This window comes from Culturomica massiliensis, assembly GCF_900091655.1.
In the GTDB taxonomy this organism is placed as follows: domain Bacteria; phylum Bacteroidota; class Bacteroidia; order Bacteroidales; family Marinifilaceae; genus Culturomica; species Culturomica massiliensis.
In genome coordinates this window covers 1,665,374-1,689,100 of sequence record NZ_LT594621.1, presented here as the reverse complement: position 1 = coordinate 1,689,100, position 23,727 = coordinate 1,665,374, and the positions used below count along the sequence as shown (strand labels likewise).

Genomic DNA, 23,727 nt, shown 5'->3' with positions numbered 1-23,727 from the left:
AAGGATATGGACAAACGGCTTTTACACAAATTGACTGCTGTATTTGATTCTCACCAGATATTGTCTTCCGGACTTTACCGGGAAATTTATTCCCGGGACGGTTCTTATTTTAATATCAAACCCGAAGTTATTGTACGTCCCGATACATTGCAACAAGTGCAGCGGTTATTGGCTATTGCTTCAGAAACAGGGACAGGCGTTACCTTCCGCACCGGAGGTACCTCGCTGTCGGGACAGAGCGTGAATACCGGCATCATCTGCGAATTGCGTACAGCCTGGAAAAAAAGCGAGGTGCGTGACAACGGCCGTAAAATATGGTTTGAACCGGGGCTTACAGCTCATCAGGTGAATACGATTTTAAAGAAATATCAAACTAAGATCGGACCTGACCCTGCTTCGGCTATTGCAGCCATGATGGGGGGTATTCTTTCTAACAATAGCAGTGGCATGCAAACCGGAACCCGGTACAATGCTTACCATACATTGAGTTCTATCGAATTTATGCTGGCTAACGGACATTGTTATAATAGCCGTCTCACAGCCGACCGACGGCGTTTTGAACAGGAAGAAGAACAATTGTGTAAAGGATTGTTACAGATTCGTTCACAGATATTGGGTAACGACGGGATACGTAACCGGATTATAGAAAAATATAAAATTAAGAATGTGACCGGATACAGCATGAATGCTTTTGTCGATTTCGATCATCCGGCGGATATTTTTGCTCATCTGCTGATCGGGGGAGAAGGTACGCTTGGGTTTATCGTATCGGCAGAATTAAATACCCTGCCTTTGCTGCCTGTTTACAGTTCAGCCATGCTTTATTTTAAAGATGCAACAAAGGCGGCTGCTGCGGCCGCTTTTTTGGGAGAAAGCGGGGCATTGTCGGTCGAAATGATGGATTATGCGGCATTGAGTAGTTTGGGCGACCGTCCGGAACTGCCCGGAGGAACGACGGCCATGCTGATCGATTATGGGGCCCGATCTTCAGAGGAGATGCAGGATATGATAAAGTATCTCGGACCTCAATTGAAAAAATTGGATGGCCTTGTGAACCTGGAGGAGTTTACCCGTACGGTAAATGAACGTGAGAAGCTATGGAAAGTGCGCGATGGAATTTTTCCGTGCGTTGCCGGTGCCCGTATACCGGGAGATTCTGTCATACTTGAAGATGTTGCGGCTCCGGTCGGGAAATTGGATGCTTTGGTCGGAGGATTACAGGAACTGTTTCATAAACATGGGTATGAAGGCTCTGTTTTCGGCCATGCCCGGGATGGGAATGTACATCCTTTGGTGACTTCCGGAATGAAAACGGTGGACGAAATCAATAATTTTTCCCGTTTTATGGAGGGGATGGTGACCCTGGTACTTTCCCTTGACGGATCGCTGAAAGGAGAACATGGTACGGGACGCGCCGTTGCACCTTTTGTCGAACGGGAATGGGGGACTGAAATTTACAGGATGATGCAGGAGATAAAACGTTTGGCCGATCCCAGTCATGTTCGGAAGAAAAAATATTGTCCATGGTTGTCTTTTTCCATATATTCTTTTTTTCTGGTCTTCTCAAGTGCTCCTAAATTTTCAGACAGGAGGTCTGAGTTGCGTTTTATTCAGATCTCCCCCGCTTTCAATAACGATAATGGCCATAATCAGATTTTCGAGTTCAATGCCCATTCTTCTGACAGCCGTGGTATATCCGATATTATTTTCCCGTTTATAAATCATCACCAGCATAGCCGTAATCAGGGTCATATACATCACAATCTGTATTCCGTTTTCATTCATGGAGAGAAAATGGCTGAAATTCAGTTCCTGTTTGATAAAACGAAAAAAGACTTCAATATCCCACCGTCGACGGTATATCTGAGTAATAGTCTGAGCTGTAAGTTCCAGACAGTTAGTTATGAGTAAAATTTCGCCTTTACCCTGAGGTTTAAAACGCACTACCCGGAAAGTTTCATCAACGAGTCTGGTTGTTACTACTTTTCTTCCTTCTTTATTGAGTTTTTCTTCCCGTTTATAAAGTTTAACCAATTTGTCTTCAAGAAGGTCTCCGTCTGTGAAAACATCATTTCCCTTTTTCAGGTCCTCCACCACCAGCATTTTCCGTTTATCGGTCAGTCTGCCTACAAAAAGGAGTCCATCCTGACTTTTCATTGTCCTGAATGCTTCGGCAGAATTCTGACCGCGGTCAAGGATATAAACAGAAGAGTGATCCTTTATCTTTTGAAAATGGCTGAGCACATTCTCAGGAAGTACATGGGATTCGCTGGCTTCACTATCACCCGAATGAGTCGTTGCAAAAGAAGCAAACATTCCGTCAAAATTGATGGTATATTTCATCATTTTCTTTTTCCCGTAAAGATTGCCGCACGGCATTCCCTGTTTGAGGTGATTGCAGGCTTCACTTACAAGAGTACTGTCCACACGCTGAAGACATAAGTTTTCGATCTCTTTCGTACTGTATAAAGAACTGAAAATATGATAGATCGTTTCGTAGCACTCCCGGAAGAAATCAGTATTCATGGTGGACAGACGATCGGATATGGAACTATGGGATATCGTTGGTTTACCTTTAAAATTAAATAAAGTACGAAAAAGAGGAGAGGAAAAGGAATCAGCCAGACCACGCTGGCTCAATTTATCTGTACGAAGGATTCCTGATAAAAGCAAATAAAACATCAAACGGCCATTCAATACTTTGGCATAATGATCAACTTTACTTTTAGTGGCTATTTTTAGGATATGTTCATCAGGAATCTGACGCAATAGCTGAATCAAATCAATTTTCTGATTAAAGATGGTTGACATATATCTATTGTTTATGAAAACAAATATAGATATTTAAATACAAGTCAATACATTATAAAACAATTAGTTACTAACAAAATAATACATGATTGTTAATAACTGGTATGTTTTTTTTGATTTCCAAAATTGGAGGGACTGTTCTTCCGAACATGACTGGGCCGATCCACAGGGAATATTGAATAAAGGGGTGATTCTGAATTCCGATCCTGATGCTCATTTGCAGTCGGTAAAAGAGATGACGCTTTTTTCTGAAGATTTACACTACAAAAAAGCAGATACCTGTATCGAATGTGGATTTTGTGAGCATGTTTGTCCGTCCCGCTATGTCACGTTAACACCCCGTCAGCGTTTACAGGCCAGGCGGATTATTGCCCGGACAGGCAATCCGCAGTTGGAAAAGGAATATGATTATATCGGAGAACAGACCTGTGCGGCAGACGGCATGTGTCAGATGCCTTGCCCTATGGGGATCAGTACGGCTGTTGTAACCGATGCTATCCGGAGTAAAAAGGCAACGAAAACAGCATCGGATATCCTGCATTATGCCGCCGGACATTTCGATGCAGTGGAAACCGATCTGCGGGCCATGCTGAAATTGGCTGTCGGAACAGAACGTGTTGTTTCGCCTTATCCTTTAATTTGGGCGACAGACTTTCTGCACAGAATGTTCCGTCAGATGCCCCATTGGTCGGCTCATTTCCCGATGCCCCGCAAATTACATTACCGGGAAGAGACTGATCCCGATTATATTTATTTTCCGGCTTGTGTGACCCGTATTTTCGGTGCTTCAGCTTTACATAAAGACGATTTGATGACAGTCATATTGAGAATCGCCGGTAAAGCGGGAGTACGTGTAAGCCTGCCTGCTGAAGCGCATGGACTTTGCTGCTCACAGATTTGGGAACACAAGGGAAATGTTGAAGGACAGAAGATTACGGCCAACCGTACCGTTGCCTGTTTTTATGATTGGTCTGAAAGAGGACGTATTCCCATATTTTGTGATACGACATCGTGTACGCATACGCTGTTGTCCGAAACCGGAGGAAATATCCTCACACCTGAAAATCAGGAGAAATATAAGCAATTGAAAATTATAGATATTACACAATGGTTGAATGAGATTATTTTACCTAAAATAAAGGAAATCAAGCCGAAGAACAGGGTTTTATTACACCCGACCTGTTCCTGTCAGATCATGAATCTGACTCCCGTTATGCTCGATATTGCGCGGAAATGTGCCCGGGAAGTGATATTGCCTGATAATTGGGGGTGTTGCGGGGCTTCCGGCGACCGGGGATTTATTTTTCCGGAACTATCCGAATCGGCGACCCAGGATGAACGGTATGAAATTTCTGATCAACAGTTTGACGGTTGCTATTCGCTGGCACGTACTTGTGAAATCGTCATGCAGGATCATATCAAACAACCTTACGAGTCAATTGTTTACCTGGTAGATGAAACGATTGGTTGAAATTGTTCTGCAAGCCGGCGGCTATTTACGATCGTAATATTTTAATCGGTTAAAGTAAAAATTTTTTGCAATAAGTATTCATATCGTATTTGCGTGCCAATCCTTGGGCAGTCATACTTCGTACTGTACCGAAAATGGGTTTTGAGGGCCACGGACGATCGTGCAGACCGAAACACCAACCTACTCCTGCATAGCTGTTGGCGTCCCGTCCGTCTAGAAAATAACGGTTGTTGAGGGTTATAATTGTGGTATAGGCTTCTTCTGGGGAACGGCTCCATTCTATGATTTTCTTTCCCCAATACATACGCATGGTGTTTTCCATGAATCCGGTTTTTTGCATTTCGTACATTGCTGCATTCCAATAAGAATCAGTTGTAGTTGCATTTTCGAGTTCTTTCGGTGAATAGAGTTGTGGCCGGAGATCGGACCGGTGTTCTTTCAGTGTTTTACGGCTCCAGGCCGGAAGGATGGTATAATCGTCATAATGAGGCGTAAAATAAACAAAATTGTGAGCCAGCTCCCGGCGTATGAGTAATTCTTCTATGAAAGCACCGGCATAAGGTAAAGTATTGATTTTTTGTAATATTTGTAAAGGAGAAATCTGTCCGAAGTGCAGGTAAGGGCTTAAACGGGAAGATCCGGCTAATGACGGATCTTTACGATTTTGACTATAATCCGTTAGTTTATTCTCAATGAAATCGTTCAGTATTTTCTGTGCTGTTCTTTCTCCGCTGGAAAGATCGGCCGGTGCAAGATATTTGTTTTTTCGTGTTGTTTCGAGAAAACGTTCGGCTGTTTCATTGTTGTGGCTGGCATTGTTCCGAAAAGGGTATTTCAATGGCGGTAACTTGGTTTCGGCATCACCTGCAAAATAAGATATTTTTTTCATCAGTTTGGGACGAATTGTCCGTGCACTCCATTCAGCCTTGTTGGAAGCCGAAGCGATAGGTATGATGAGATTGTCTTCTACTGTTTCCATCAGACAGGAAACATTTGCAGCTATATCGGTCTGCCATTTTTGTTGCGGATAAAGGTAACCCTGGTCACAGATAATGGCTGCTGCCTGATTGAGATAATGTGAGTATAGCTGTTCTTCCGGCAGGTCAGATAATTCGAATCCGATACCGAATCCGATGGCATCAGTCGCACATTGGAGAAGGCCGTCTACCATAAATCTGAAATGACGGTAGTTGGCTTCCGGATAGTCCGGTTTCAGATGAAACACGATAAGCAAGGGTAAACCGGTTTCGTTTGCTAGATGTGCGGCTTGACATAAGGCCAGATTACAATGAAGCCGTTGGGAGGTCTGCATTAGATACAATATATACAGACCTTGCTTGATCGGAGCTTTGTTTAGCCGGTGAATTCGTTCGGATTTCATGTTATTTCCTGTCAATTTATTAAGTTTCACTCTGAAAACTTTTACTGGTTTAAAGAACGAGGCTTAAATCAGGTTTGTTTCCGATTGTCGTCTATTTTTCGGATCGGAAGAAAAATTTATACTGGTTTAAACGGGGCTTTTCAGGTAGGATTTTTCAGTTAATGGCGTTCTTTTGTAGCGGCAATGTTCTGTCTTTTGGATTGCCGGAGAAATAGAATTTTATATTTTTGTGAGGTTTTAATGAAAAATACAATGAAAATGAAAAAATGGATATTACTTGTTTTGGTTGTGGCTGGAATAATGTCTGTAGGACAAGCGCAAATAAAGATCGGAAATCGTATGATCAATACAAAAAAAGTATTGAATGCTGCTTCGAATGTGGCATCGGCAATTACTTTGTCGGATGAAGATGTGGCTGCTTTGTGCCGGGAATCGGTGAAATGGATGGACGAACATAATCCGGTTTCAGCTCCTGAGTCTGCTTATTCCAGACGTTTGGATTCACTGATGCAAAACGTGGGAGATGTCGAAGGGCTGAAGCTGAATTATAAAGTTTATGAAGTGGTCGATATTAATGCTTTTGCGTGTGGTGATGGCAGTATCCGGGTATTTTCAGCTTTGATGGATATGATGAACGATGATGAATTGATGGCGATTGTGGGCCATGAAATAGGTCATGTCGTGCATACCGATAGTAAAGATGCCATGAAAAATGCATATCTTGCTTCTGCAGCAAAGAACGCTGCCGGGGCTGCCGGAGGGATGTTGGAGAAATTGACGGATTCTCAGTTGGGAGATATTGCAGAAGCCTTGTCAGGTGCACAGTTTTCACAAAAACAAGAATTGGAAGCAGATGATTATGGGTTTGAATTTTGTGTGAAACATGGTTTTAATCCTTATGGAATGGCCAATGCTTTGGATAAACTCAGTCGGTTATCGGACGGGCAAAAATCGTCTATGTTCCAGAAAATGTTCTCGAGTCATCCGGATAGTGTCAAACGTTCGGCCCGGATGAAAGAAAAAGCAGAGGCTTACGTGAAAAAATGATGGGGAGAGAAGTACGTTAAAGATGCGAATTTATCGGTGGAATCCGGAGATCTCAGTGAAATATACTGAGGTCTCCGGAATTTATTTTGTCAGATAAATCTTCGTAATCGGGTCATCGGGAAAGGCAAACCGATGGGTTTGTCTTTGTCGTTGCTGCGGCTTTCCGGGATTTTGCGTTGGATAAGAAAATAGAAATCCTTGTTAAAATTTGAAGCTACTCAAACAAAAAAAAATCTTGTCCGTTACACGTATAAATAGAACCAAATAAACTAAATCCTAAAATTATGGCTAAAGAAAGTGTAAAAATTCTCCAAGGAAAATTGGACGTAGAAAAATTGATCTCACAGTTGAATGCTGCACTGTCTGAAGAATGGTTGGCTTACTACCAATATTGGGTAGGCGCATTAGTCGTTGAAGGTGCTATGCGTCCCGACGTACAACGTGAGTTTGAAGAACACGCAAATGAAGAACATCAGCATGCCCGGATGATAGCCAAGCGTATCATTGAATTGGAAGGAGTACCCGTTTTAGATCCGCAGAAATGGTCTGAGTTGGCAAGATGCAAATACGATACCCCCCAGGACTTTGGTTCTGTCAGCTTACTAAAAGACAATATAGCTTCTGAACGTTGTGCTATTCTGAGGTATCAGGAGATTGCCGACTTTACGAATGGAAAAGACTTTACTACTTGTGATATCGTAAAAAAGATATTGGCTGAAGAAGAAGAACATGAACAAGATCTTCAGGACTACCTGACCGATATTGCCAGAATGAAAAAATCATTTCTCGAAAAGTAATTTATTAAAAAATATGAATTGCTGAAAGTCCCGTCTTTTAAGGAAAGACGGGACTTTTTTTATATATCATTGTCTTTTTGCAGGAAGAACATGAGGTCCGTTTTCTTACTAATTATACCGGTTATTTTGTAGTTTAACCTGTAAGCTGTCTGTAAAATTCATTTTTTATAAGGATTGGTATTTGTCGGTTCCGGATAATGAAAAATCTGTAATATGGGTAGGACAATCCGTAATTTGTTTACCTGTAAAATAGGGCAGATTCGGTAGGTTTGTCATATCTAATAGAAACGAAAACGATAACCCTTATGAAAATCAGAAGAATTATAATGGCGGCAGTAACTTTGATGTTACTGTTCCATACAGGAAATCTATTAAATGCCCAGAATATGAAAAAAGAACTCCGTAACTTAAGTGCATTTCCTGTGGGAGATGCGAATGTGCAGTATGCAAAGTTTTTTATCGGCCGGTCTTGGCTGGCTCGTCTTACCCAGAATAAGGATTTGAATTGTCCGGTGAGTAATGTTACCTTTGAGCCGGGGTGCCGGAATAATTGGCACAGTCACACGGGTGGTCAACTCCTGATAGCCGTCGGTGGCAAAGGGTATTACCAGGAGAAAGGAAAGGCCGCACGGGTATTGTTTCCCGGTGAAATCGTTGAAATTGCCCCGGATATAGTCCATTGGCACGGTGCAGCTCCCGACAGCTGGTTTTCGCATCTGGCAATCGAGTGTAATCCGCAGACGAACAAGAATACATGGCTGGAGCCCGTGGATGATGCGGCTTATGCTGAGGCCACTTTGCAAAATGGGGAACTTTCATCTGATGCTGCCCGTAATTACCGCCAATGGTTTCCGGATCCTGACGGCACGTTGGCTGCTACCGATCCCGAGCTGGCAGAGGTATTTGGTAATTTTGCTTTCGGAGAAACACAGCAATGCGGCGAACTGGATACCCGTATCCGCATTCTTATAACGATGGTCTCGGCTATTGCTATGAATACAGAAACCGAATATTGCAAGACTTTGCAGGCAGCCCTGGTCAATGGGATCAGTCCCGTCGAAATCAAAGAAGTGCTTTATCATGCTGTTCCTTACGCCGGAATGGCAAAGGTGGAGGAACTTTTAGCAGTTACCAACGAATTTCTTATCGGGAAAGGTGTGCCACTTCCTTTGGAATCCCAAGCCGTGACTACTTCCGAAACCCGTATGGAGAAAGGACTTGCCTTGCAAAAATCTATTTTTGGTAGCGGGCACATCGATAAAATGTACGAAACATCTCCTGCTAACCAGTTGCATTTCCAAAAATATCTTTCTGCCAACTGTTTCGGCGATTACCAGACCCGTCCGGCTCTGGACGTGAAAACGCGTGAATTACTTACGTTCTCTATCCTTATTTCGTTGGGTGGTTGTGAAGCACAGGTCAAAGGGCATATCCGGGGAAATCTAAATGTAGGCAATGATAAAGCTATCTTGCTGGCTGCTGTTACCCAGCTGCTTCCATACATTGGATATCCCCGTACGCTTAATGCTGTGGCTTGTTTGAATGAAGTTATTCCTGAAAATAAATAAATCACAGATAAATTCATGGACTTATTTGATATTTTCTTGATTACTTTGTTTACAGATTGTTAATGGTATGAATGTATAGTCGTTTCGTACTGTGTTGATTTGTAGGAAGAAGCCCCGGGATTATCCGAGGCCGCTTTCTTCGTCGATGATTTCCCAGCCGTTGATTTTGATGCTGACGGGGACGTAGGCGTCGTTGAAGGTGATTTCGATGATGAAATCATGGGTGTAGTCGAAATCAATGCCGGGGTAGGCGCTGAGTAGTTTACCAATCAGGGCTTCGTCGTATTTTGTAGTCCCTGTCTCGTCTTTGATTTTCAGACGGGCTGCCCGGTCGTTTTGTAAACGCATGACGTTGAAATCGGCAATCAATGGAGAGGTCTGTGCCCGGGTCTGGGCGTATACCGGGATATAAGTCAGGAGATCGTCGGGGGCGATTTCGGCAGAGTGGTAGTAGGTGCCGTTGTCATCTTCGATGCTGATGGAGTGGTTGACAGTTGCAGGTAAATTATGGGCGATGACACGAATCGTATTGGTGATCCGCAGCAGGCCGATGGTAATGGTTTTCGATTCCAGGGGCTTGAATTCGGTCACTTCTTCGTAGCCGTGATAAAGCAGGGCCGGGTGGCGGGGAATGGAGTTGTCCGTTTCCCGTTCCAGTTGCAGGATAAAATCTTCCATCCGGGTTTCTCCTTTGATGCAGGTGGGGAGGATGTAGTGTTCGTCCAGTCCGGCCCATACTACAAACTGATAACTGCCCGGTTTGAGCGGAAGCGTCATAGAGTAGGCATCCGTAATACGGATGCCGTCGTCGTCTGCCCGGAAAACGAATATGCCGGAACCGTCGAAAACGAATACCGAGAGACGGTCGATTTCCGGAAAACTAGTACCGGCACGACTTTCCGGTGCAGTGCGGTACCGGAATTTCAGTGTCAGGCATTCTTCGCAATTGGAGCGGTCTTCTTTGATACATCCTCCCCACAGGAGGGTGATTCCGCTGATGAACAGGGACAGGATGAAATATTTTATCCGGGATGTTTTCATCGTATAAGGTGTTTATAAAGTTTCGATTTTGGTTGCAAAGCCCGCCGGGCTTGTTTAATGGTTCATAAAGTCCTTTCACAAAACGGGAAGGACTTTATGAACGGATGCGGGTTATAGATCGTGGTTTTCTTCGATCAGTTCCCACTCTCTGACTTCGATCTCTACGCTGAGCCATGCATTCGGCTGGATGGGTTTGCCTTTGTCGAAATTTTCGTCGGGGTTACCCGGAGCCTGGATAGAGTTGAGGTTTACTTTGTAGTATTGGTTACGGTATATGTTGTAAGGCGCTTGCGGGGCGTTGGCTTCACCGTTTACAAACAGGTGGTAGTAGCATCGTCCTTCGTCGTACCTGTTACGGTTGATATCGTAAGGCTCGGAGAGTTCGGGCATACCGTCGGCTCCCTGGTTACAAAGTTGTGCGAATGTCTCAGCTACCGATGCGTCGGCGAAATAGTTGGCTACGCCGTCGTCAGTACGGACGATGTAGAACGTGGTTCTTTCGGGATTCGGATTGTCGATGATTTCGAAGTCCGAACCGCTGGACGGATAGGCGCGGCTGGCCTGCGGTCTGATCCGGATGACCTGATCGGGACGGAAGTAGCCTGAAATGCTCAGGTAGGTAGCCTCGTCGGTTAGAGTCACGTTAGGAACAAAGTCGAAAGCGTTTTCCATGGCATAAGAGAACATGTCGATGGGCGCACCGGATTCGTTTACGGGTAAGTGATCGTCGCCCGGGTTGAAATCCCAGGGGGAATAGCTCGACCAGTTATGGTCTTTGATGATTCCGTTTTCCATTTTTTGTACAAAATAGAATGCCTGGTTGATGTTACGCCAGCCGTAAGTGAGGTCGGTCATGGTGCCTCCGCCGCTTACCACAAATTCGGGACCTTTTGCAACAGAGGCTTTGACGCTGATACGGTCAACGGGAATCGAGAGCTGTGCACCCGGATTCTGCGCTTCTTCTTCTGTCGGGTAAAGTTGGTCTGCCATAGTCCTTGGGGGATATGCGGCATTGAACATCACGAATCCTTCCGGCCCGGTGGCTTGCAGGATGGGTAGTGAAAATTCATGGAAATTGAATGCTCCGAATCCCTGGCTTTTGATTGCATCGATGATCATCGGAGGGAGGTTGACGCCTGCAAAAATGTATTTGTCGGCTTTCTTGGTTTTGATGGCTCTGTTGGTTTCCCAAATGGAAGTGCTTCCCGGCCGGAGGCTCAGGCTACCGTCAGCCACACTAAATTCGGCGAGTGTCGGCGTGTAAGGCGATTCGGCATCATAGATGAACACGTGCAGGGTGTTTACCGCATATTCTTCGGGAGTGCCGGGGTCGGAAGCCCGGGTCATAGCTTTGGCCCTGGGGACATTCGGAATGTTGATGGCAAAGGCCGTGTACGCATCCGGTGCGTTTGCATTCGGGTTTTCCGATTCCCTGCCGTCATAAATAGGATCTTCGTTACTACAGGCTGCCAAAGCTAATCCTGCTAATGCTAACATAAAAAAATGTTTGATTATTTTCATTGCGTTTAGTTTTAAGTTAAATAAATAATGAATTAAAATTGTTCAGTTGAAACGATTTATTTCTTTCGGTTCTTCCTGGTCCTCCTTTCTTTTATTTAATAGTTTTTTATTCCTCTGTCTGATAATATATTTTATAATCTACCCGTCGTAATTTCGGGAAATAGTATTCGTTCATATAGCGATAGGATTTGCCCTGGTCGAGTTCACGGAATTGTCTGATGCGTGTGTCGTTTACACCGGTCTGTTCGATGATGTCGATGATGCGCTGTTTCTCAGGCATATCCGAAGCGGTTACCAGCTCATAAAGTCCTGTCCAGTCTTCACCTCCCCAGGAAATGTGATAAATGGAATAGGGAAGCTGGTATTGTTCCTTCAGGTAGGTTGCCAGAGCTTCAGCCCGTCGTTGCGATAGTTTTTCGTTGAAGGCATGGGGACCTTCCGGAGATGCATAGCCGGTCAGTTCGACGGCTGTGATTCTGGCCTGCTGGTTGCTGAGCAGTTCATCCAGGGTAGTGTGTATTTTAGCGAGTTCGCTACGGTTATCGCGGAAACCGGGTAATATCCGGGATTGGCTGACCGGGAAATTCACGAAAGCCGAACCTTCTTTGGTGTAAATCACCGGGGCAGGCATCGGAGCGGGCTGGATGATTGTGTCGGGGACTATCGGTTTTTCCAGCTTCAGTGCTGTGGGGAACATATTAATGGCAATGAGTTGCCGTTTTCCGGCACAGCCACAAAAGTCTTCATAAAGATTCAGTGTAGCCCCGGCCATCCACTCTTCAAAAGGAACGGTCAGGTCGTAAGATATTGTTTCGTTACTACGGCCGTCGATCCGTTTGACCAGATAGGGGGCTATAGCCGGACTTTTTTGTTTGTCCAGTTTCAGGGAACGTTGGTAAACTTTGTCGCGGTTTGTTCCATTCAGGACGACGGAAGGCAAAACGAGGTCCATCGAGTCGGCTTCCAATACCGGGGTTAGTTCTATGGTTTGGCGTGGTTTCACGGCTATCCCCGAGTGGTCGATGTTCATTTGCAGGAAAAGGGTATCGCCTTTTTGTTCGAAACGGTTTTGCACGATCCGGATTTCTCCCTGGTACGACCGTTGGGAAAAGGCCGGGGCTACAGAGATGACTGTCAGAAATAGGGTACTTATCAGGGCTGTCTTTTTCATATTTATTGGATTATAAGATTTATGAATAGGGGTTGACCGTATGTTATTTCAGGAAGTAGACCAGCGATACGCCGATTTTCGTAGGACCGAAGTAGTTTTTCCTGCCGTCTTTGATGAAACGGCCACACGTTTCTTTATCATATTTGTCGTATTTCAGATGGGCATATCCTAAGCCAAGGGTTGCTTCGAGATTCAGACGATTGGAGAGAATCCATTGGTAACCGTAGGATATTCCGGCACCCCAGAGATTACCCTGATAGCGGTGGTCTTTTAGCCCCAGCATTTTGATGCCTCCTACATTATATTGGGCATAGTGTCCGTGGATACCGAAGAAATGTCCGTTAAAACGTTCACAGGTCCAATAACGGAGTTCGGGTTGTACCAGCCAGTGTTTCAGTTTTTTGTTACCGCTGAATTGCCAGGGATTGTAAGTACCCAGTAGGTCGAGTGTCAGTTGCGGATGAAGTCCGGCTTCTAAGGCAAGGTTGGGAGTGGTTGTTCCCCAATACAAGGCATTTGTTTTCAGGGCCCAGGTCGGTAGGGTATAGCTTTCGTATCCTTGTGCCGGAGTTTTTGTAATTCCAAGTAATATACCCAAAACAGTTAAAAAGTAAAGTTTCATCATCTCGTTTATAGTTTAGTTATGATATCAGATTTGCGGTTTATGATCTTCCCGATTGTTGGGGGATGTTTATTTTTTCGCCTGAATCGTCCATCAAAATTTTTGTGCCTTTGTTCGAATACAAAAATAGAGGCTGTATATCTGTGTTTTGTGACAAAACCTGAACCGGAATGCTTTTTTTCGTGTCTAATACTGGAGGAATTCCCGGCCGATTTTTCGTGTCGTGCAACATTTTTTTAATCCGGTTAAAATTGTTTCATTTTGCGAAACAGAACATTCTCTAAGTTCGTTTAACAGACAAACTATGAAATGATGAATCAATATAATTTGAATGAGAGTCTGATCCAGACTATGCGTAATTGTCTGCCCGAGGGAATAAATCTGGCTAATATCCTGATGGAAACCTTAAATTTAGGAAAAGAAGCAACCTATCGCCGGCTGAGGGGAGAAGTGCCGTTTACACTGGCAGAAGCTGCTTTGATAACCCAGAAGATGAGGCTTTCACTGGATAAGCTGGTGGGGGCACAGGCACATAAAAATGCTCTGATTAACCTGAATATGGTGGAGTATGAATTTCCGGCGGATACTTATTATAATCTGGTGAGTAGCTATATTAAGGTATTTGCCAGCGTAACGGAAGATCCGACTGCAGAATTGTGTACATCGTCGAATATATTGCCGCAAACTTTGTATTTGAAATACGATGCATTGGCAAGGTTCAGAATGTTTAAATGGATGTATCAGCATGAAAAGACTCATTTTTCCAAACGGTTTGAAGATTTGGTGCTGCCCGAAAAATTATTGGATAAACTGAAGGAGTTTGTGGCATATGCCCAGTTGTTTCACCATACTTCACATGTGTGGGACCGGGAGATGATTCCCCATTTGGTGAATGACATCAATTATTTTGCCAGCCTGAACCTGATTTCCGAAGAGACGGTAAGGCTTTTGAAGGAGGAGGTACTTTATTTGCTGGACGATTTAGAGCATATTGCAGCTCAGGGAGCTTATAAAAATGGCAATGAGGTATTAATCTATTTGTCGAATATTAATTTTGAGGCCACTTATAGTTATGTGGAAACTTCTTCTTTTCATCTGAGTATGATCCGGGTGTTTGCTATCAATTCCCTGACTTCTGATGATGATAATTTATTTGTGAGGCTGAAAGCCTGGATACAGTCCCTGAAAAAGTTTTCGACTTTGATTTCACGGAGCGGAGATATTGAAAGGGTACAGTTTTTCAGTAAGCAGCGCGAAATTGTCAGGGGGTTGGGGAGGTAAATACTATCTGAGAATGGCAGGATATTATTTTTGTTTCGGAAAACGACACAATTTTCTGACGGTGTAACGCAAAACGGGAAAAAAAACGGGGGCGGGCAGGTAAGTTGCAAAATTTATCCCGGAAAACCGGAGAATATGCCGAATTAGAAAAAATGTCTTTCCGGGATACATGCTGAAGGGTACAAAAATCTTCTTTTAATGCTTCAATTTTGTCTTGAAATGAATAACCATTAAAATGAGAAAGACAATGAAGCATTTTATTTTACTGTTAATGATGGGGGTAATGGGGATTGCCTGTTCGGACGATGCTTTCGTTTCCGATGCCACCGGCAGTGGCCAGGGGGATGTACCCATCCGGCTGACGATTACTACTCCCGCAGCAACCGTGTATACCCGGGTTGGGAATCAGTTTCGTACTACCGATCGGGAGTCTGCAATCAGTGAGATTCAGGTATTGGTGTTTGAAAATGGAGAATACCGGTATCGGGTTCCCGGGATTGCTATCAACAGCAACGGGTCGCGGACGACGTTTGATGCCCGTTTAAGCAGCAGCAATCAGCCTTTGAAATTATTTATTGTAGCCAATGCCACGGCTGCTGTGATTGCAAATGAACCTCAACAGGGAGATTCGGAGATCACGGTAAAGAAACGGATTCGTCAGCCTTTCGGAACTTCCGGGCTGAATGCAAAATTTCCTATGTTTGCCGAATATGAGATCAATGGCGGACTGGATGGCGGACAGGTGAACAATATTACCGGCTTGCAGGCCTTGCGTTCAATTGCCCGGGTAGACGTACAAGCCGGGACAGTGAATAATTTCCGGTTGGCCAGTGTACAGGTGTTCAGGGCAAACTCCCTGATTCAGGTGATGCACGAAGGGACGGGGCTGACGATGACGGCTCCGGTAGTGCCTGCTACGAGTACCGGGACTGTCAATACTGTGCCTGTGGTTGTCGACGGGTATGAATCGGTGGGACAGCTTTATCTGCCTGAATCGGTCGTTGTCCCTGAGGCAGACCGCCGGACAGAGGCGACCTGTATTGTCGTGGGCGGCTATTATGAGGAGGATGAAACTCCTACTTATTACCGGATGGATTTCGATCCCAGGGATGAAAACGGGGTATTCGGACAAATTCTCCGGAATCACAAGTACATTTTTAATATCCGGAGTGTTTCCGGTTCCGGTTGGCGCGATCCGGAAGATGCGGCAGTCAATGTTTCGAGCCATATTGAAGTGGAGATCAAAGCCTGGGACGACAATACCCAGGATATGTATTTTGACGGGGAGCATCACTTCGGTGTATCTGCCCGGGAAGTGATCCTGAACAGTAAGGTCAATTCGGTGAAGCCTTTGTTTGTGAATACGGATATTGCCGATTACACTCTACAATGGTCCGATTCGCAAGGGAATACAAGCGGAAATCCGGCTACTTTGTTAACCAATGCCTCCTTCAAAGTGGAGAAAAGCGCTGATGGAAAACAGATTGTCGTGACGGCTTTACAGGATAATTCGGAGGCTGTTGCCGATAAGGTGGAATATTTTGTGGTGACAGCCAACCGCTGGCAGGTGCTGATCACCATCCGCCAACGGAATGGCGTGATTGCCGGCCGGATGATAAATATGATGACTTTCAATGCCGGATTGGGTGCGCTGGGGCAGAATATCCTGCCGCCTTTGAACGGGGGAGAAAGCCGGAGCGATGGCTTGCGGGGGATTCTCACCAACAAAAATAATTTCGGACCTTCAGGCGTAGTGGAGTGCGGCGGTTTTAATCTGTTGCTCGCCAATGCTTCCAAAGATAATTTAACGGATGACCTGTTTGCTACGGCAGATATTATTTATGTCAATTATATGGCAAACAGTTCATTTGGCAGCCAGGATGCCGCGAAAGTACACAATTGGCTGAAGGCCAGTCGCAACCGGGTGCTGATCGTATCTTATGATGCTTACGATGTCAGTGTTCCTCTGATGACGGAGATTCTAGGTACAACGGACAATCTGATTTGGTTGCGGAAAACGGGCAATCCGTTTACACTCACCGGGAAATCGTCCGGAAATTATTTTACGGATGCCGGACCGTTCACTCAAAAATACGGAGTACTTCCTTTGGATTTCAGCCTGAGAAATTATGATACTTATCATGGTGAGATCGGGGCTGGGAGTGCGGTCGGAATTTTTCCTATTCTCATGGGACCCGGTACCGGTATTGAAAACGGTATTGTTTTAGGGGTTGATTTCGATCGCCGGATTATTTACTGGGGCGATGTGGATCTGGGGAATACAAGCACGGGAAACCTGGGTAATTCCGATAACCGCATTCCGAATACAACCGGAGAGATTACCAACAATGCTTCTAAGCTCATTGCCAATGTGATGGCCTGGGCAGTAGGTGTTGTACTCGATGAATAATCCCTCCGTACAGGACGAAAATCCACCCCGAAAACCGATCGTAGTTTCCGGGGTGGATTGTGATATGTTGTATGGGTCTTCTCCGTTAGGTATCCGGTCCGGAAAACAGCTTCATTTTCATAGGATTGGCATTTATTTTTTTTACTGGTCATGTGCAACCTCCATTTCATAATCATTTTCTTAGGTGTATTCAAGTATGGGGAGGTTTTACATCCCGATGTTTCTGATGAAATTGTTCTGGCGTAAAGGTAAAAGAAAAGCCCCGCAACGTTTTTGCTGCGGGGCTTAATTTATTTTATTCGGAAGTTCTGTGTTTATTTTCCTTTCAGGGCTTCCTTGAAGAATTTGTCCAGCTTGTCGAAGGGAATCACGTTCAGGTTATCGTATAGGTCGACGTGATTGGCTCCGGGAATAATCAGCAGTTCCTTATTGTCGCCCGTCAGCCGCTTGTAGGCATCTTCGCTGAAATAACGCGAGTGGGCTTCGGCGCCGTGTATCATCAGGACGGCACTGCGTATTTCACCGATGTAGGAAAGGATCGGCATATTGATGAATGCCAGGGAACTGGTCTTGCTGATTCCTTTGTTGGAGTTGGGCGAACGACGGTGATAACCCCTTGCTGTCTTGTAATAGTCGTGATACTGGCGGACAAAGAGGGGGGCATCTTCGGGAATGGGATCGACTACACCACCGTTGAGCTCATAACTGCTGTTGCGGTAATCTTCGGTGCGCTGGGCATTGAGCTGTTTACGCAGTTTGTAGCGGTCGTCCACCGACATGGCATCGAAATACCCATTGGCATTCACGCGGCTCATGTCGTACATGGTGGAGGTTACCGTAGCCTTGATGCGCGGGTCGTTAGCAGCAGCGTTGAGGGCGAATCCTCCCCAGCCGCAAATACCGAGGATACCGATACGCTCCGGATCAACGTCATCACGGGTCGTCAGGTAGTCGACAGCTGCACTGAAATCTTCCGTACTGATTTCGGGCGAGGTCAGGGACCGGGGCATACCGCCGCTCTCTCCGTAGAACGAAGGATCGAAGGCGATGGTCAGGAAGCCGCGTTCGGCAAGGGTCTGGGCATAACGGCCCGATACCTGCTCTTTCACAGCCCCGTAGGGACCACTGACGGCAATGGCTGCCAGCGGTCCTTGCGCTGCGTTTTTCGGTTTATACAGGTCTGCGGCAAGCGTGATGCCGTAGCGGTTGTGAAACGTTATTTTCGAGTGTTCCACTTTGTCACTCTGTGGGAAAGTTTTGTCCCACTCCTGTGTTAATTCTAATGTATCCATGGTTGTTGATTTAATGTTTTTTACCGTTGTTATCCCGGATGCCATGACGTTCGTAAAAGTCAGACATGTCAGGAAGGCGATGGTTTGTATTTTCATCGTGTTCATATCTATTGTTGTTTAATGAATAATGCAGAACAAAGATAGCTCAGCTTGATTGGGGCTGCATTAAACAAATTACGGATTAAATGACCATTTTTACAGATTTTCGATGTCCTGCCTGCTTTTGCTGATCGGTATTGTAACGGTTTCCTGCCACCGGAATGGCACTACCGGGTGTTCCGGTTTTTTCCATGCTTCGGGTGAAAGGGAAAATTCAGGTGTACGCAGATTTGCTGCCGGATGTAAAACGGTTTTCTTTTCCCCTTCCCCGATTTCCAACCGGGATTTTCTGATCCGGCAGAAATCACTGACAGGACCGCCTTCGTCCCCGTGATTATTTCAGAATAAAGATTATATTTGTGGGGAAGGGATGATCCGGTATTCCCGGAAGATTGCAGAGGCCGGCCGATGAAAGGGCAGGAGGTGGTGGTAAACAGCTTATTGGGCGTGGGAATGATGAAGGGGGGATAAATTCCGGATGCGCTAAAATCAGATACGGATAAAATGAATTCGAAGAATAACAGTGAAAAACGTTGCAGACAGAAACATATTGCAGCAAGAAGGCGGAGGGAACGTTCTGTGTACCGTGAAAAATACAAAGAACAGAATCGTCAGGAAGAGGAGTTAACCGGGAATAATCTAAAGCTGGAAGCCGGCATAAAAAGAGCCGGGATCTGGTTTGGCGTTACTTTTATATGGGCTTGGGTGATGTTTGTTTTCGTGGTTTTGTTTGTCGGTCTGTGGTCTGAATCTGTTTTTCTCAATGGGTTGTTTTCTCTGCTGTTCATCGGTTCCGCATTTATGGCAATGTGGGTTTTTGCAAACTTTGTGAACAGGTGTCATTTTTATATATCGCTGGCAGAGTCTCCTGCTGTACCATGCGGGATACGGATACCTGTATATTTTGTTGACTGGGCCAGGCGTCGTTACCTGGATGATGTATTTGAAGAACTGAATAAGGAGGAAGTTTTTACACAATGTAATGCAAAGCAAATGGTGCTGACGAATGGTTCGAAGAATAGTGGGGCATGGCTTCTGCTGTTAGGGGCATCTTTCTTCCTGTTATGGGTTTCGCGGGGGAATGACGGTGATTTTTGGGAATCTGATGCGTATGCGGGAGTACTTCTGTGTCTTGTTTTTTTTATGGCAGCCGTGTTTTTGTATGTTTACAACAGAAAGAAGGTATTCATAATCGACCGGGAGGCAAAAACGATTACAATACCTCCGGTTTCGGGTCTCGGTAAAAGCAAGGTTGTACCCTGGCAGCAGGCTGTCGTCGCGTTTTGTCCGGGTCTCGTAAGTAGTGGCTCGCGTTGGGGAACGATAGTCAAAGATTATCTTTCATTGACGACGAAAGATAATCTGCCTTATGGACCCAGCCTCGGGTTCCGCTGCGATTCGTTCACCCAATACCGCTTTGCGAAGTTGATTTGTGAATATATGACCGTTTCGGATGTGGATGATATACCCGATATACAAGGCTTTGAGGATATCATCGCTAGGGTAAAGGCAAAATAACACATTTACCCCGTCCCCCCTGTGTTTGAAACAAGAAATGTGATTGTAATCTATTGAATAATAGATTTTTGAAGAAGAAGAATATAACAATGGGTAACGGTGTAGAAACGAGCGAACTTCTTTAGTCTGCTGTGTTTTTCCATTGTTTCAAATAACTCTTTTTCGCAAAGTTAGTGTTTTATTTGAAATTATTTCTATATTTGCAAACAATACTATACGGTATGGTTTTATAAAATTGAAAGATATGAAAAAAATAGAGCGAGAAGACTGGTTTACAACGGGTTTAGAAATTCTTAAAAATGATGGGTTCTTAAAGATTACTATAGACAATCTTTGCGATGCTCTGAAAGTAACAAAAGGCTCATTCTACCACCATTTCAAAAATGCCGATGGTTATATTGACGCATTAATGAAATATTGGGTAGATAAAAATACAAAGTCATTGATACTACAAGTTGACAAAGTAAAAGCACCATATGAAAAAATAGAAAAGCTCAACAAATTAGTACTTCAACGTTCCCATAAAACCGAACAAGTTATACGAGGATGGAGTTTTTCCAATGAGGTCGTAAGAAAGTATGTTACAGAAGTTGATGAGATGCGGATTGAATATACAGCAAATTTAAAAATTCTATGTGGAGAACAAGCAAATATAGCAAGGCAGTTAGCTATATTAGAATATGGATGTCTGATAGGTATCCAACAACTATATCCTGATATGCCAGAGAAAAAACAATTAGAATTATACGAACTCTTTTCTAAAGGAATAGTAAAATGATAGAATATATAAAACTTTGGAAATACAGTGGAATGCTTTTGTCTACAACAGGTATAATCCATATTATTGTTGCGATAACACAAGAATGGGACATATATAAAGAATTATTCTTTAATGGATTGATAAATTCAATAAGTAATAATACTCAAAAAGCTCTTTCTTTTTGGTTTTTTATAATTGGAGTGATTCTTATTATGTTTGGGCAATCTTTACACTATTATATAAATAAAGAGCAATTGCCAGCACCATTATTCTTAGGGTACGCGTTATTAATTTTCTCTATTTTAGGATGTTTTATTGTACCCATATCGGGCTTCTGGCTTTTTATTCCACAAGCATTAATAATCATATTTGCAAAAAGGAAACATAATAAATTGGCGTAAATAGACATAATAAATTATTTTTCAATAAATAATACCATTTAGTATGGTATGTAAAAAAAACAAAAAAGATGAAAACAAAAAAGATTTCAATTTCTCAAAACAGCTTAGTATATAACTATCTTCCTTCCGACTATTCAGATTCTTTTGAATGTAATTTCATTTCTTCAAAAGATATAAGACCGGATGATGTACAAATTGCTTTTTGGACTACTAAACCAATATGGATAGATTGGCTTCTACATTTGAGAACAATACTTGTCAAACCTTTCGGAATAAAATCCGATATAAATGATTATGCCGATAATCTTAGAGAGTGCCTTATAAATGGTATCTCATATAAATATATACCAGCTATTTCAAAGTCGAACGATGAGACAGTTACATGTAATGTAGATAAGCATTTAACATTCTATCTTTCAATCATTGTCCGAAAAGGAGAAGAAAATAAAAAATCAGTTATAGCCACGACTTTAGTAAACTTTCATAATCTATTAGGGCGTTGCTACTTTTTTGTCATATATCCATTTCACAATATTTTAGTTAGAGTTATGTTGAAATATTTAGTGAAAAAGATTAGATAAAAAATAAAATGATTAGGCTTAATGCCTTATTACATCATTCAGCATAAAATAGGACTTATTTCTAACCATCAATATTCACATTTTATATTTATGCTTATGAATGATTTATTACAGACGAGGATATTCGAACTATTGTTTGAAACCTCACAAGAAGTAACTAACGAAGAAATGCAAGTAGCCTATGGCGAATTTCTTGAACAGATCAAAAATATAAGCGATGGTATATAGCACCCGGGGACGGGGGTAGGATGCTATGAGCCGGGTATGCCGTTCATTTATTCTATAGCACTTGGGGACGGGAGTAGGATGCTATCATCACATTGTTTCCATGTAATGAAATAACTCACGGGGACGGGGGTTTTGAGTTATTTACCCCGTCCCCCTGTGTTCGGTGGGTTCATCTTTTCGGTGAAGTGATCAGCAATCCTGAGCTCCGCTTGTTTGGTACGATATGGATTCTCATTCCCAACCCCGGTTTATTTGAATTCTTTATGGTAAATAGCTGTGATTTTCTCACTTACCCTGGCATTTGCCACGGGGTATATCATGGGCTGTGAATATGATTTTTTATACTCAAATTCACGTGCAGAGGGAATTTGTGTCGATGTCCCTTTTATATTTTCAATTCCGGATGTATTCCGGCTGTAGGTATATTCCCCGCTTTCCCGATCACCGTAGTTATATTCAATGTGATACGATAAAGTCGGATCAGAAATTTTATTCATCCGCTTTTTCAGGTATCTGTCTTTTTGTATGACTTCATATACATTCATTTTATCGTCATAATAATAGGTTGTTTTGTATTCGTATTTCAGGTCCGAATGAGGACTTTGTATCCGGTTCAGAGTCGTGCCGATGCGATATTTCTCAAAATGAATACCCCAATTTAAATTTAACAGGGCAATCATTTCGTCCGGATAATCCCCGAGACAATCGCTTAACATATCAGCCAGTGATAATATATTCAGATGGTCTCTGAACCGGATATAGCTTTCAGGATACAAATGATAAATATCATCATTAATATATACCAGATTGTCTTTGCAAGCTATCTTTAAGCTGTCAAATACAACTTCATTTTCATAAAAACAGAACGAAAAGCTATCCTTTGAGAGCTTTTTCAGCTCTATTTTGATTTTATTCTTTTCAGTAGTGTATATCAATACCGAATCTTTTATTGAACTGAAAACTCCGACGTAGGTTATTGTGTCTCTTGCTGTCTGATTTTCAGAATCATTACTGCTGGTTTGTTCGTATTCACACCGTATCACTGATAATTTTATTTCGTTTGCTGCAGCCCGGTATGAAATAATGGATATGAAAAAAACAAGAGGTAAAAATATTTTCATAATAAACTTATTTTATTTGTCGGAACATACGTAGCACCCGGGGACGGGGGGAGGATGCTATGAGCCGGGTATGCCGTTCATTTATTCTATAGCACTTGGGGACGGGGGTAGGATGCTATCATCACATTGTTTCCATGTGATGATATTACTTTGACCGAATGTATGAAGTCAATGCTGTATAGTCTTTTCTGACGATAATAGTGAATTTCAAGGTTTCCGGTTTTATCCCTCTGACTTCAATTGTGGCGAAGTATTTTTCCAACCGTGCGACAGTAACATCTTTTCTGCGGGCAATGATGAGATTCACTTCCTTGTCGCTCTCTATTATTTCATCTCTCAGAGCCATGACGGTATAATCTGCTGTGCAGGCTATCCATAGCCAAAACTCATTCCCGTTTCTGAAATCCGTTGAATAGCTTGCATTCTGTACTGAGGTATATATAATTTTCTGGCCAATCTTTTTTTCAACCTCTTTGATAAATGAGGGTTCCATTGCTTTCCATCTTTTCAGGTTTCCGGCAGCCCGCACGAAGATGAAGTATATGGTAATCAAGATGATTATCGATAAGATGATAAATAATATAAATTTTATTCCAAGCATATTTT

General features: G+C 43.4%; 20 protein-coding genes and 1 pseudogene. 12 read left to right on the top strand and 9 right to left on the bottom strand.

Going from position 1 to position 23,727, the window contains the following annotated elements; translation table 11 throughout:
• Positions 1-6 precede the first annotated feature (6 nt).
• A pseudogene (locus BN8908_RS08480) lies at positions 7-1,485 on the top strand (FAD-binding oxidoreductase); the annotation flags it as partial.
• 96 nt (positions 1,486-1,581) lie between these two features.
• On the opposite strand, the gene BN8908_RS18150 reads toward BN8908_RS08480, so the two are convergent.
• Positions 1,582-2,811, bottom strand: a complete 1,230-nt coding sequence (locus BN8908_RS18150) for an IS4 family transposase (RefSeq protein ID WP_068688501.1) — start codon at positions 2,809-2,811, stop codon at positions 1,582-1,584.
• An 85-nt stretch (positions 2,812-2,896) separates the two neighbouring features.
• Between BN8908_RS18150 and BN8908_RS08470 the strand changes: the two genes are divergently transcribed.
• The gene (locus tag BN8908_RS08470; RefSeq protein ID WP_235837425.1) at positions 2,897-4,282 is read left to right on the top strand and encodes a (Fe-S)-binding protein; all 1,386 of its coding nucleotides are present in this window, start codon (positions 2,897-2,899) and stop codon (positions 4,280-4,282) included.
• A 49-nt stretch (positions 4,283-4,331) separates the two neighbouring features.
• Here the strand turns inward: BN8908_RS08470 and BN8908_RS08465 are convergent, their stop codons facing one another.
• Complete coding sequence (locus BN8908_RS08465) at positions 4,332-5,693, bottom strand: deoxyribodipyrimidine photo-lyase (protein WP_148453248.1); 1,362 nt, start codon at positions 5,691-5,693, stop codon at positions 4,332-4,334.
• Positions 5,694-5,921: 228 nt separating this feature from the next.
• Between BN8908_RS08465 and BN8908_RS08460 the strand changes: the two genes are divergently transcribed.
• The 3 genes from BN8908_RS08460 to BN8908_RS08450 all read left to right on the top strand — a co-directional run bounded on the left by BN8908_RS08460 (position 5,922) and on the right by BN8908_RS08450 (position 9,075).
• Positions 5,922-6,710 carry a M48 family metallopeptidase gene (locus BN8908_RS08460; protein ID WP_068692180.1) on the top strand — a complete coding sequence of 263 codons (789 nt, stop codon included), beginning with the start codon at positions 5,922-5,924 and terminating at the stop codon, positions 6,708-6,710.
• Positions 6,711-6,994: 284 nt separating this feature from the next.
• Positions 6,995-7,507: a ferritin-like domain-containing protein gene (locus BN8908_RS08455; RefSeq protein ID WP_068690083.1), complete on the top strand. Its 513-nt coding sequence runs from the start codon at positions 6,995-6,997 to the stop codon at positions 7,505-7,507.
• Between the two features lie 326 nt (positions 7,508-7,833).
• Entirely contained in the window at positions 7,834-9,075 is a 1,242-nt protein-coding gene (locus BN8908_RS08450) for a cupin domain-containing carboxymuconolactone decarboxylase family protein (RefSeq protein ID WP_068690081.1), read from the top strand.
• A 120-nt stretch (positions 9,076-9,195) separates the two neighbouring features.
• On the opposite strand, the gene BN8908_RS08445 is transcribed toward BN8908_RS08450, so the two are convergent.
• The 4 genes from BN8908_RS08445 to BN8908_RS08430 form a co-directional block, all read right to left on the bottom strand.
• Positions 9,196-10,116, bottom strand: coding sequence for a FimB/Mfa2 family fimbrial subunit (locus BN8908_RS08445; protein WP_068690079.1), 921 nt, complete (start codon positions 10,114-10,116; stop codon positions 9,196-9,198).
• Between the two features lie 111 nt (positions 10,117-10,227).
• A complete protein-coding gene (locus tag BN8908_RS08440) occupies positions 10,228-11,637 on the bottom strand; it encodes an Mfa1 family fimbria major subunit (RefSeq protein WP_068690077.1) in 1,410 nt (469 codons plus the stop codon).
• A 106-nt stretch (positions 11,638-11,743) separates the two neighbouring features.
• Entirely contained in the window at positions 11,744-12,808 is a 1,065-nt protein-coding gene (locus BN8908_RS08435) for a DUF3868 domain-containing protein (protein WP_068690075.1), read from the bottom strand.
• 43 nt (positions 12,809-12,851) lie between these two features.
• A complete protein-coding gene (locus BN8908_RS08430) occupies positions 12,852-13,433 on the bottom strand; it encodes a DUF3575 domain-containing protein (protein ID WP_021988344.1) in 582 nt (193 codons plus the stop codon).
• 309 nt (positions 13,434-13,742) lie between these two features.
• Between BN8908_RS08430 and BN8908_RS08420 the strand changes: the two genes are divergently transcribed.
• Complete coding sequence (locus BN8908_RS08420) at positions 13,743-14,711, top strand: hypothetical protein (RefSeq protein WP_068690071.1); 969 nt, start codon at positions 13,743-13,745, stop codon at positions 14,709-14,711.
• Between the two features lie 247 nt (positions 14,712-14,958).
• Positions 14,959-17,121 carry a hypothetical protein gene (locus tag BN8908_RS08415; RefSeq protein WP_068690069.1) on the top strand — a complete coding sequence of 721 codons (2,163 nt, stop codon included), beginning with the start codon at positions 14,959-14,961 and terminating at the stop codon, positions 17,119-17,121.
• Between the two features lie 314 nt (positions 17,122-17,435).
• On the opposite strand, the gene BN8908_RS08410 is transcribed toward BN8908_RS08415, so the two are convergent.
• On the bottom strand, positions 17,436-18,509 hold the full coding sequence (locus BN8908_RS08410) for an alpha/beta hydrolase (protein ID WP_068692178.1): 1,074 nt from the start codon (positions 18,507-18,509) through the stop codon (positions 17,436-17,438).
• A 112-nt stretch (positions 18,510-18,621) separates the two neighbouring features.
• On the opposite strand from BN8908_RS08410, the gene BN8908_RS08405 reads away from it, so the two are divergent.
• The 5 genes from BN8908_RS08405 (at position 18,622) to BN8908_RS08385 (ending at position 21,772) form a co-directional block, all read left to right on the top strand.
• Positions 18,622-18,846, top strand: coding sequence for a hypothetical protein (locus tag BN8908_RS08405; protein WP_068690067.1), 225 nt, complete (start codon positions 18,622-18,624; stop codon positions 18,844-18,846).
• A gap of 170 nt (positions 18,847-19,016) precedes the next feature.
• Positions 19,017-20,030 (top strand): hypothetical protein, encoded by a 1,014-nt coding sequence (locus tag BN8908_RS08400; protein ID WP_068690065.1) that lies wholly within the window; start codon positions 19,017-19,019, stop codon positions 20,028-20,030.
• 244 nt (positions 20,031-20,274) lie between these two features.
• Entirely contained in the window at positions 20,275-20,808 is a 534-nt protein-coding gene (locus BN8908_RS08395; RefSeq protein WP_068690063.1) for a TetR/AcrR family transcriptional regulator, read from the top strand.
• Between the two features lie 8 nt (positions 20,809-20,816).
• Entirely contained in the window at positions 20,817-21,191 is a 375-nt protein-coding gene (locus BN8908_RS08390; RefSeq protein ID WP_068692175.1) for a DUF6463 family protein, read from the top strand.
• Positions 21,192-21,259: 68 nt separating this feature from the next.
• Positions 21,260-21,772, top strand: a complete 513-nt coding sequence (locus BN8908_RS08385) for a DUF2867 domain-containing protein (RefSeq protein WP_068690061.1) — start codon at positions 21,260-21,262, stop codon at positions 21,770-21,772.
• A 476-nt stretch (positions 21,773-22,248) separates the two neighbouring features.
• On the opposite strand, the gene BN8908_RS08375 is transcribed toward BN8908_RS08385, so the two are convergent.
• Positions 22,249-23,121 carry a hypothetical protein gene (locus BN8908_RS08375; RefSeq protein ID WP_068690057.1) on the bottom strand — a complete coding sequence of 291 codons (873 nt, stop codon included), beginning with the start codon at positions 23,119-23,121 and terminating at the stop codon, positions 22,249-22,251.
• Between the two features lie 145 nt (positions 23,122-23,266).
• Complete coding sequence (locus BN8908_RS08370) at positions 23,267-23,722, bottom strand: hypothetical protein (RefSeq protein ID WP_068690055.1); 456 nt, start codon at positions 23,720-23,722, stop codon at positions 23,267-23,269.
• Positions 23,723-23,727 lie beyond the last annotated feature (5 nt).

Coding starts and splice junctions, on each gene's coding strand:
- BN8908_RS08470 (WP_235837425.1), top strand. CDS start 2,897: ATGATTGTTAATAACTGGTATGTTTTTTTTGATTTCCAAAATTGGAGG.
- BN8908_RS18150 (WP_068688501.1), bottom strand. CDS start 2,811: ATGTCAACCATCTTTAATCAGAAAATTGATTTGATTCAGCTATTGCGT.
- BN8908_RS08400 (WP_068690065.1), top strand. CDS start 19,017: ATGAATTCGAAGAATAACAGTGAAAAACGTTGCAGACAGAAACATATT.
- BN8908_RS08420 (WP_068690071.1), top strand. CDS start 13,743: ATGAATCAATATAATTTGAATGAGAGTCTGATCCAGACTATGCGTAAT.
- BN8908_RS08385 (WP_068690061.1), top strand. CDS start 21,260: ATGAAAACAAAAAAGATTTCAATTTCTCAAAACAGCTTAGTATATAAC.
- BN8908_RS08370 (WP_068690055.1), bottom strand. CDS start 23,722: ATGCTTGGAATAAAATTTATATTATTTATCATCTTATCGATAATCATC.
- BN8908_RS08405 (WP_068690067.1), top strand. CDS start 18,622: ATGTCCTGCCTGCTTTTGCTGATCGGTATTGTAACGGTTTCCTGCCAC.
- BN8908_RS08440 (WP_068690077.1), bottom strand. CDS start 11,637: ATGAAAATAATCAAACATTTTTTTATGTTAGCATTAGCAGGATTAGCT.
- BN8908_RS08435 (WP_068690075.1), bottom strand. CDS start 12,808: ATGAAAAAGACAGCCCTGATAAGTACCCTATTTCTGACAGTCATCTCT.
- BN8908_RS08445 (WP_068690079.1), bottom strand. CDS start 10,116: ATGAAAACATCCCGGATAAAATATTTCATCCTGTCCCTGTTCATCAGC.
- BN8908_RS08460 (WP_068692180.1), top strand. CDS start 5,922: ATGAAAAAATGGATATTACTTGTTTTGGTTGTGGCTGGAATAATGTCT.
- BN8908_RS08450 (WP_068690081.1), top strand. CDS start 7,834: ATGGCGGCAGTAACTTTGATGTTACTGTTCCATACAGGAAATCTATTA.
- BN8908_RS08375 (WP_068690057.1), bottom strand. CDS start 23,121: ATGAAAATATTTTTACCTCTTGTTTTTTTCATATCCATTATTTCATAC.
- BN8908_RS08455 (WP_068690083.1), top strand. CDS start 6,995: ATGGCTAAAGAAAGTGTAAAAATTCTCCAAGGAAAATTGGACGTAGAA.
- BN8908_RS08415 (WP_068690069.1), top strand. CDS start 14,959: ATGAAGCATTTTATTTTACTGTTAATGATGGGGGTAATGGGGATTGCC.
- BN8908_RS08410 (WP_068692178.1), bottom strand. CDS start 18,509: ATGAAAATACAAACCATCGCCTTCCTGACATGTCTGACTTTTACGAAC.
- BN8908_RS08430 (WP_021988344.1), bottom strand. CDS start 13,433: ATGATGAAACTTTACTTTTTAACTGTTTTGGGTATATTACTTGGAATT.
- BN8908_RS08395 (WP_068690063.1), top strand. CDS start 20,275: ATGAAAAAAATAGAGCGAGAAGACTGGTTTACAACGGGTTTAGAAATT.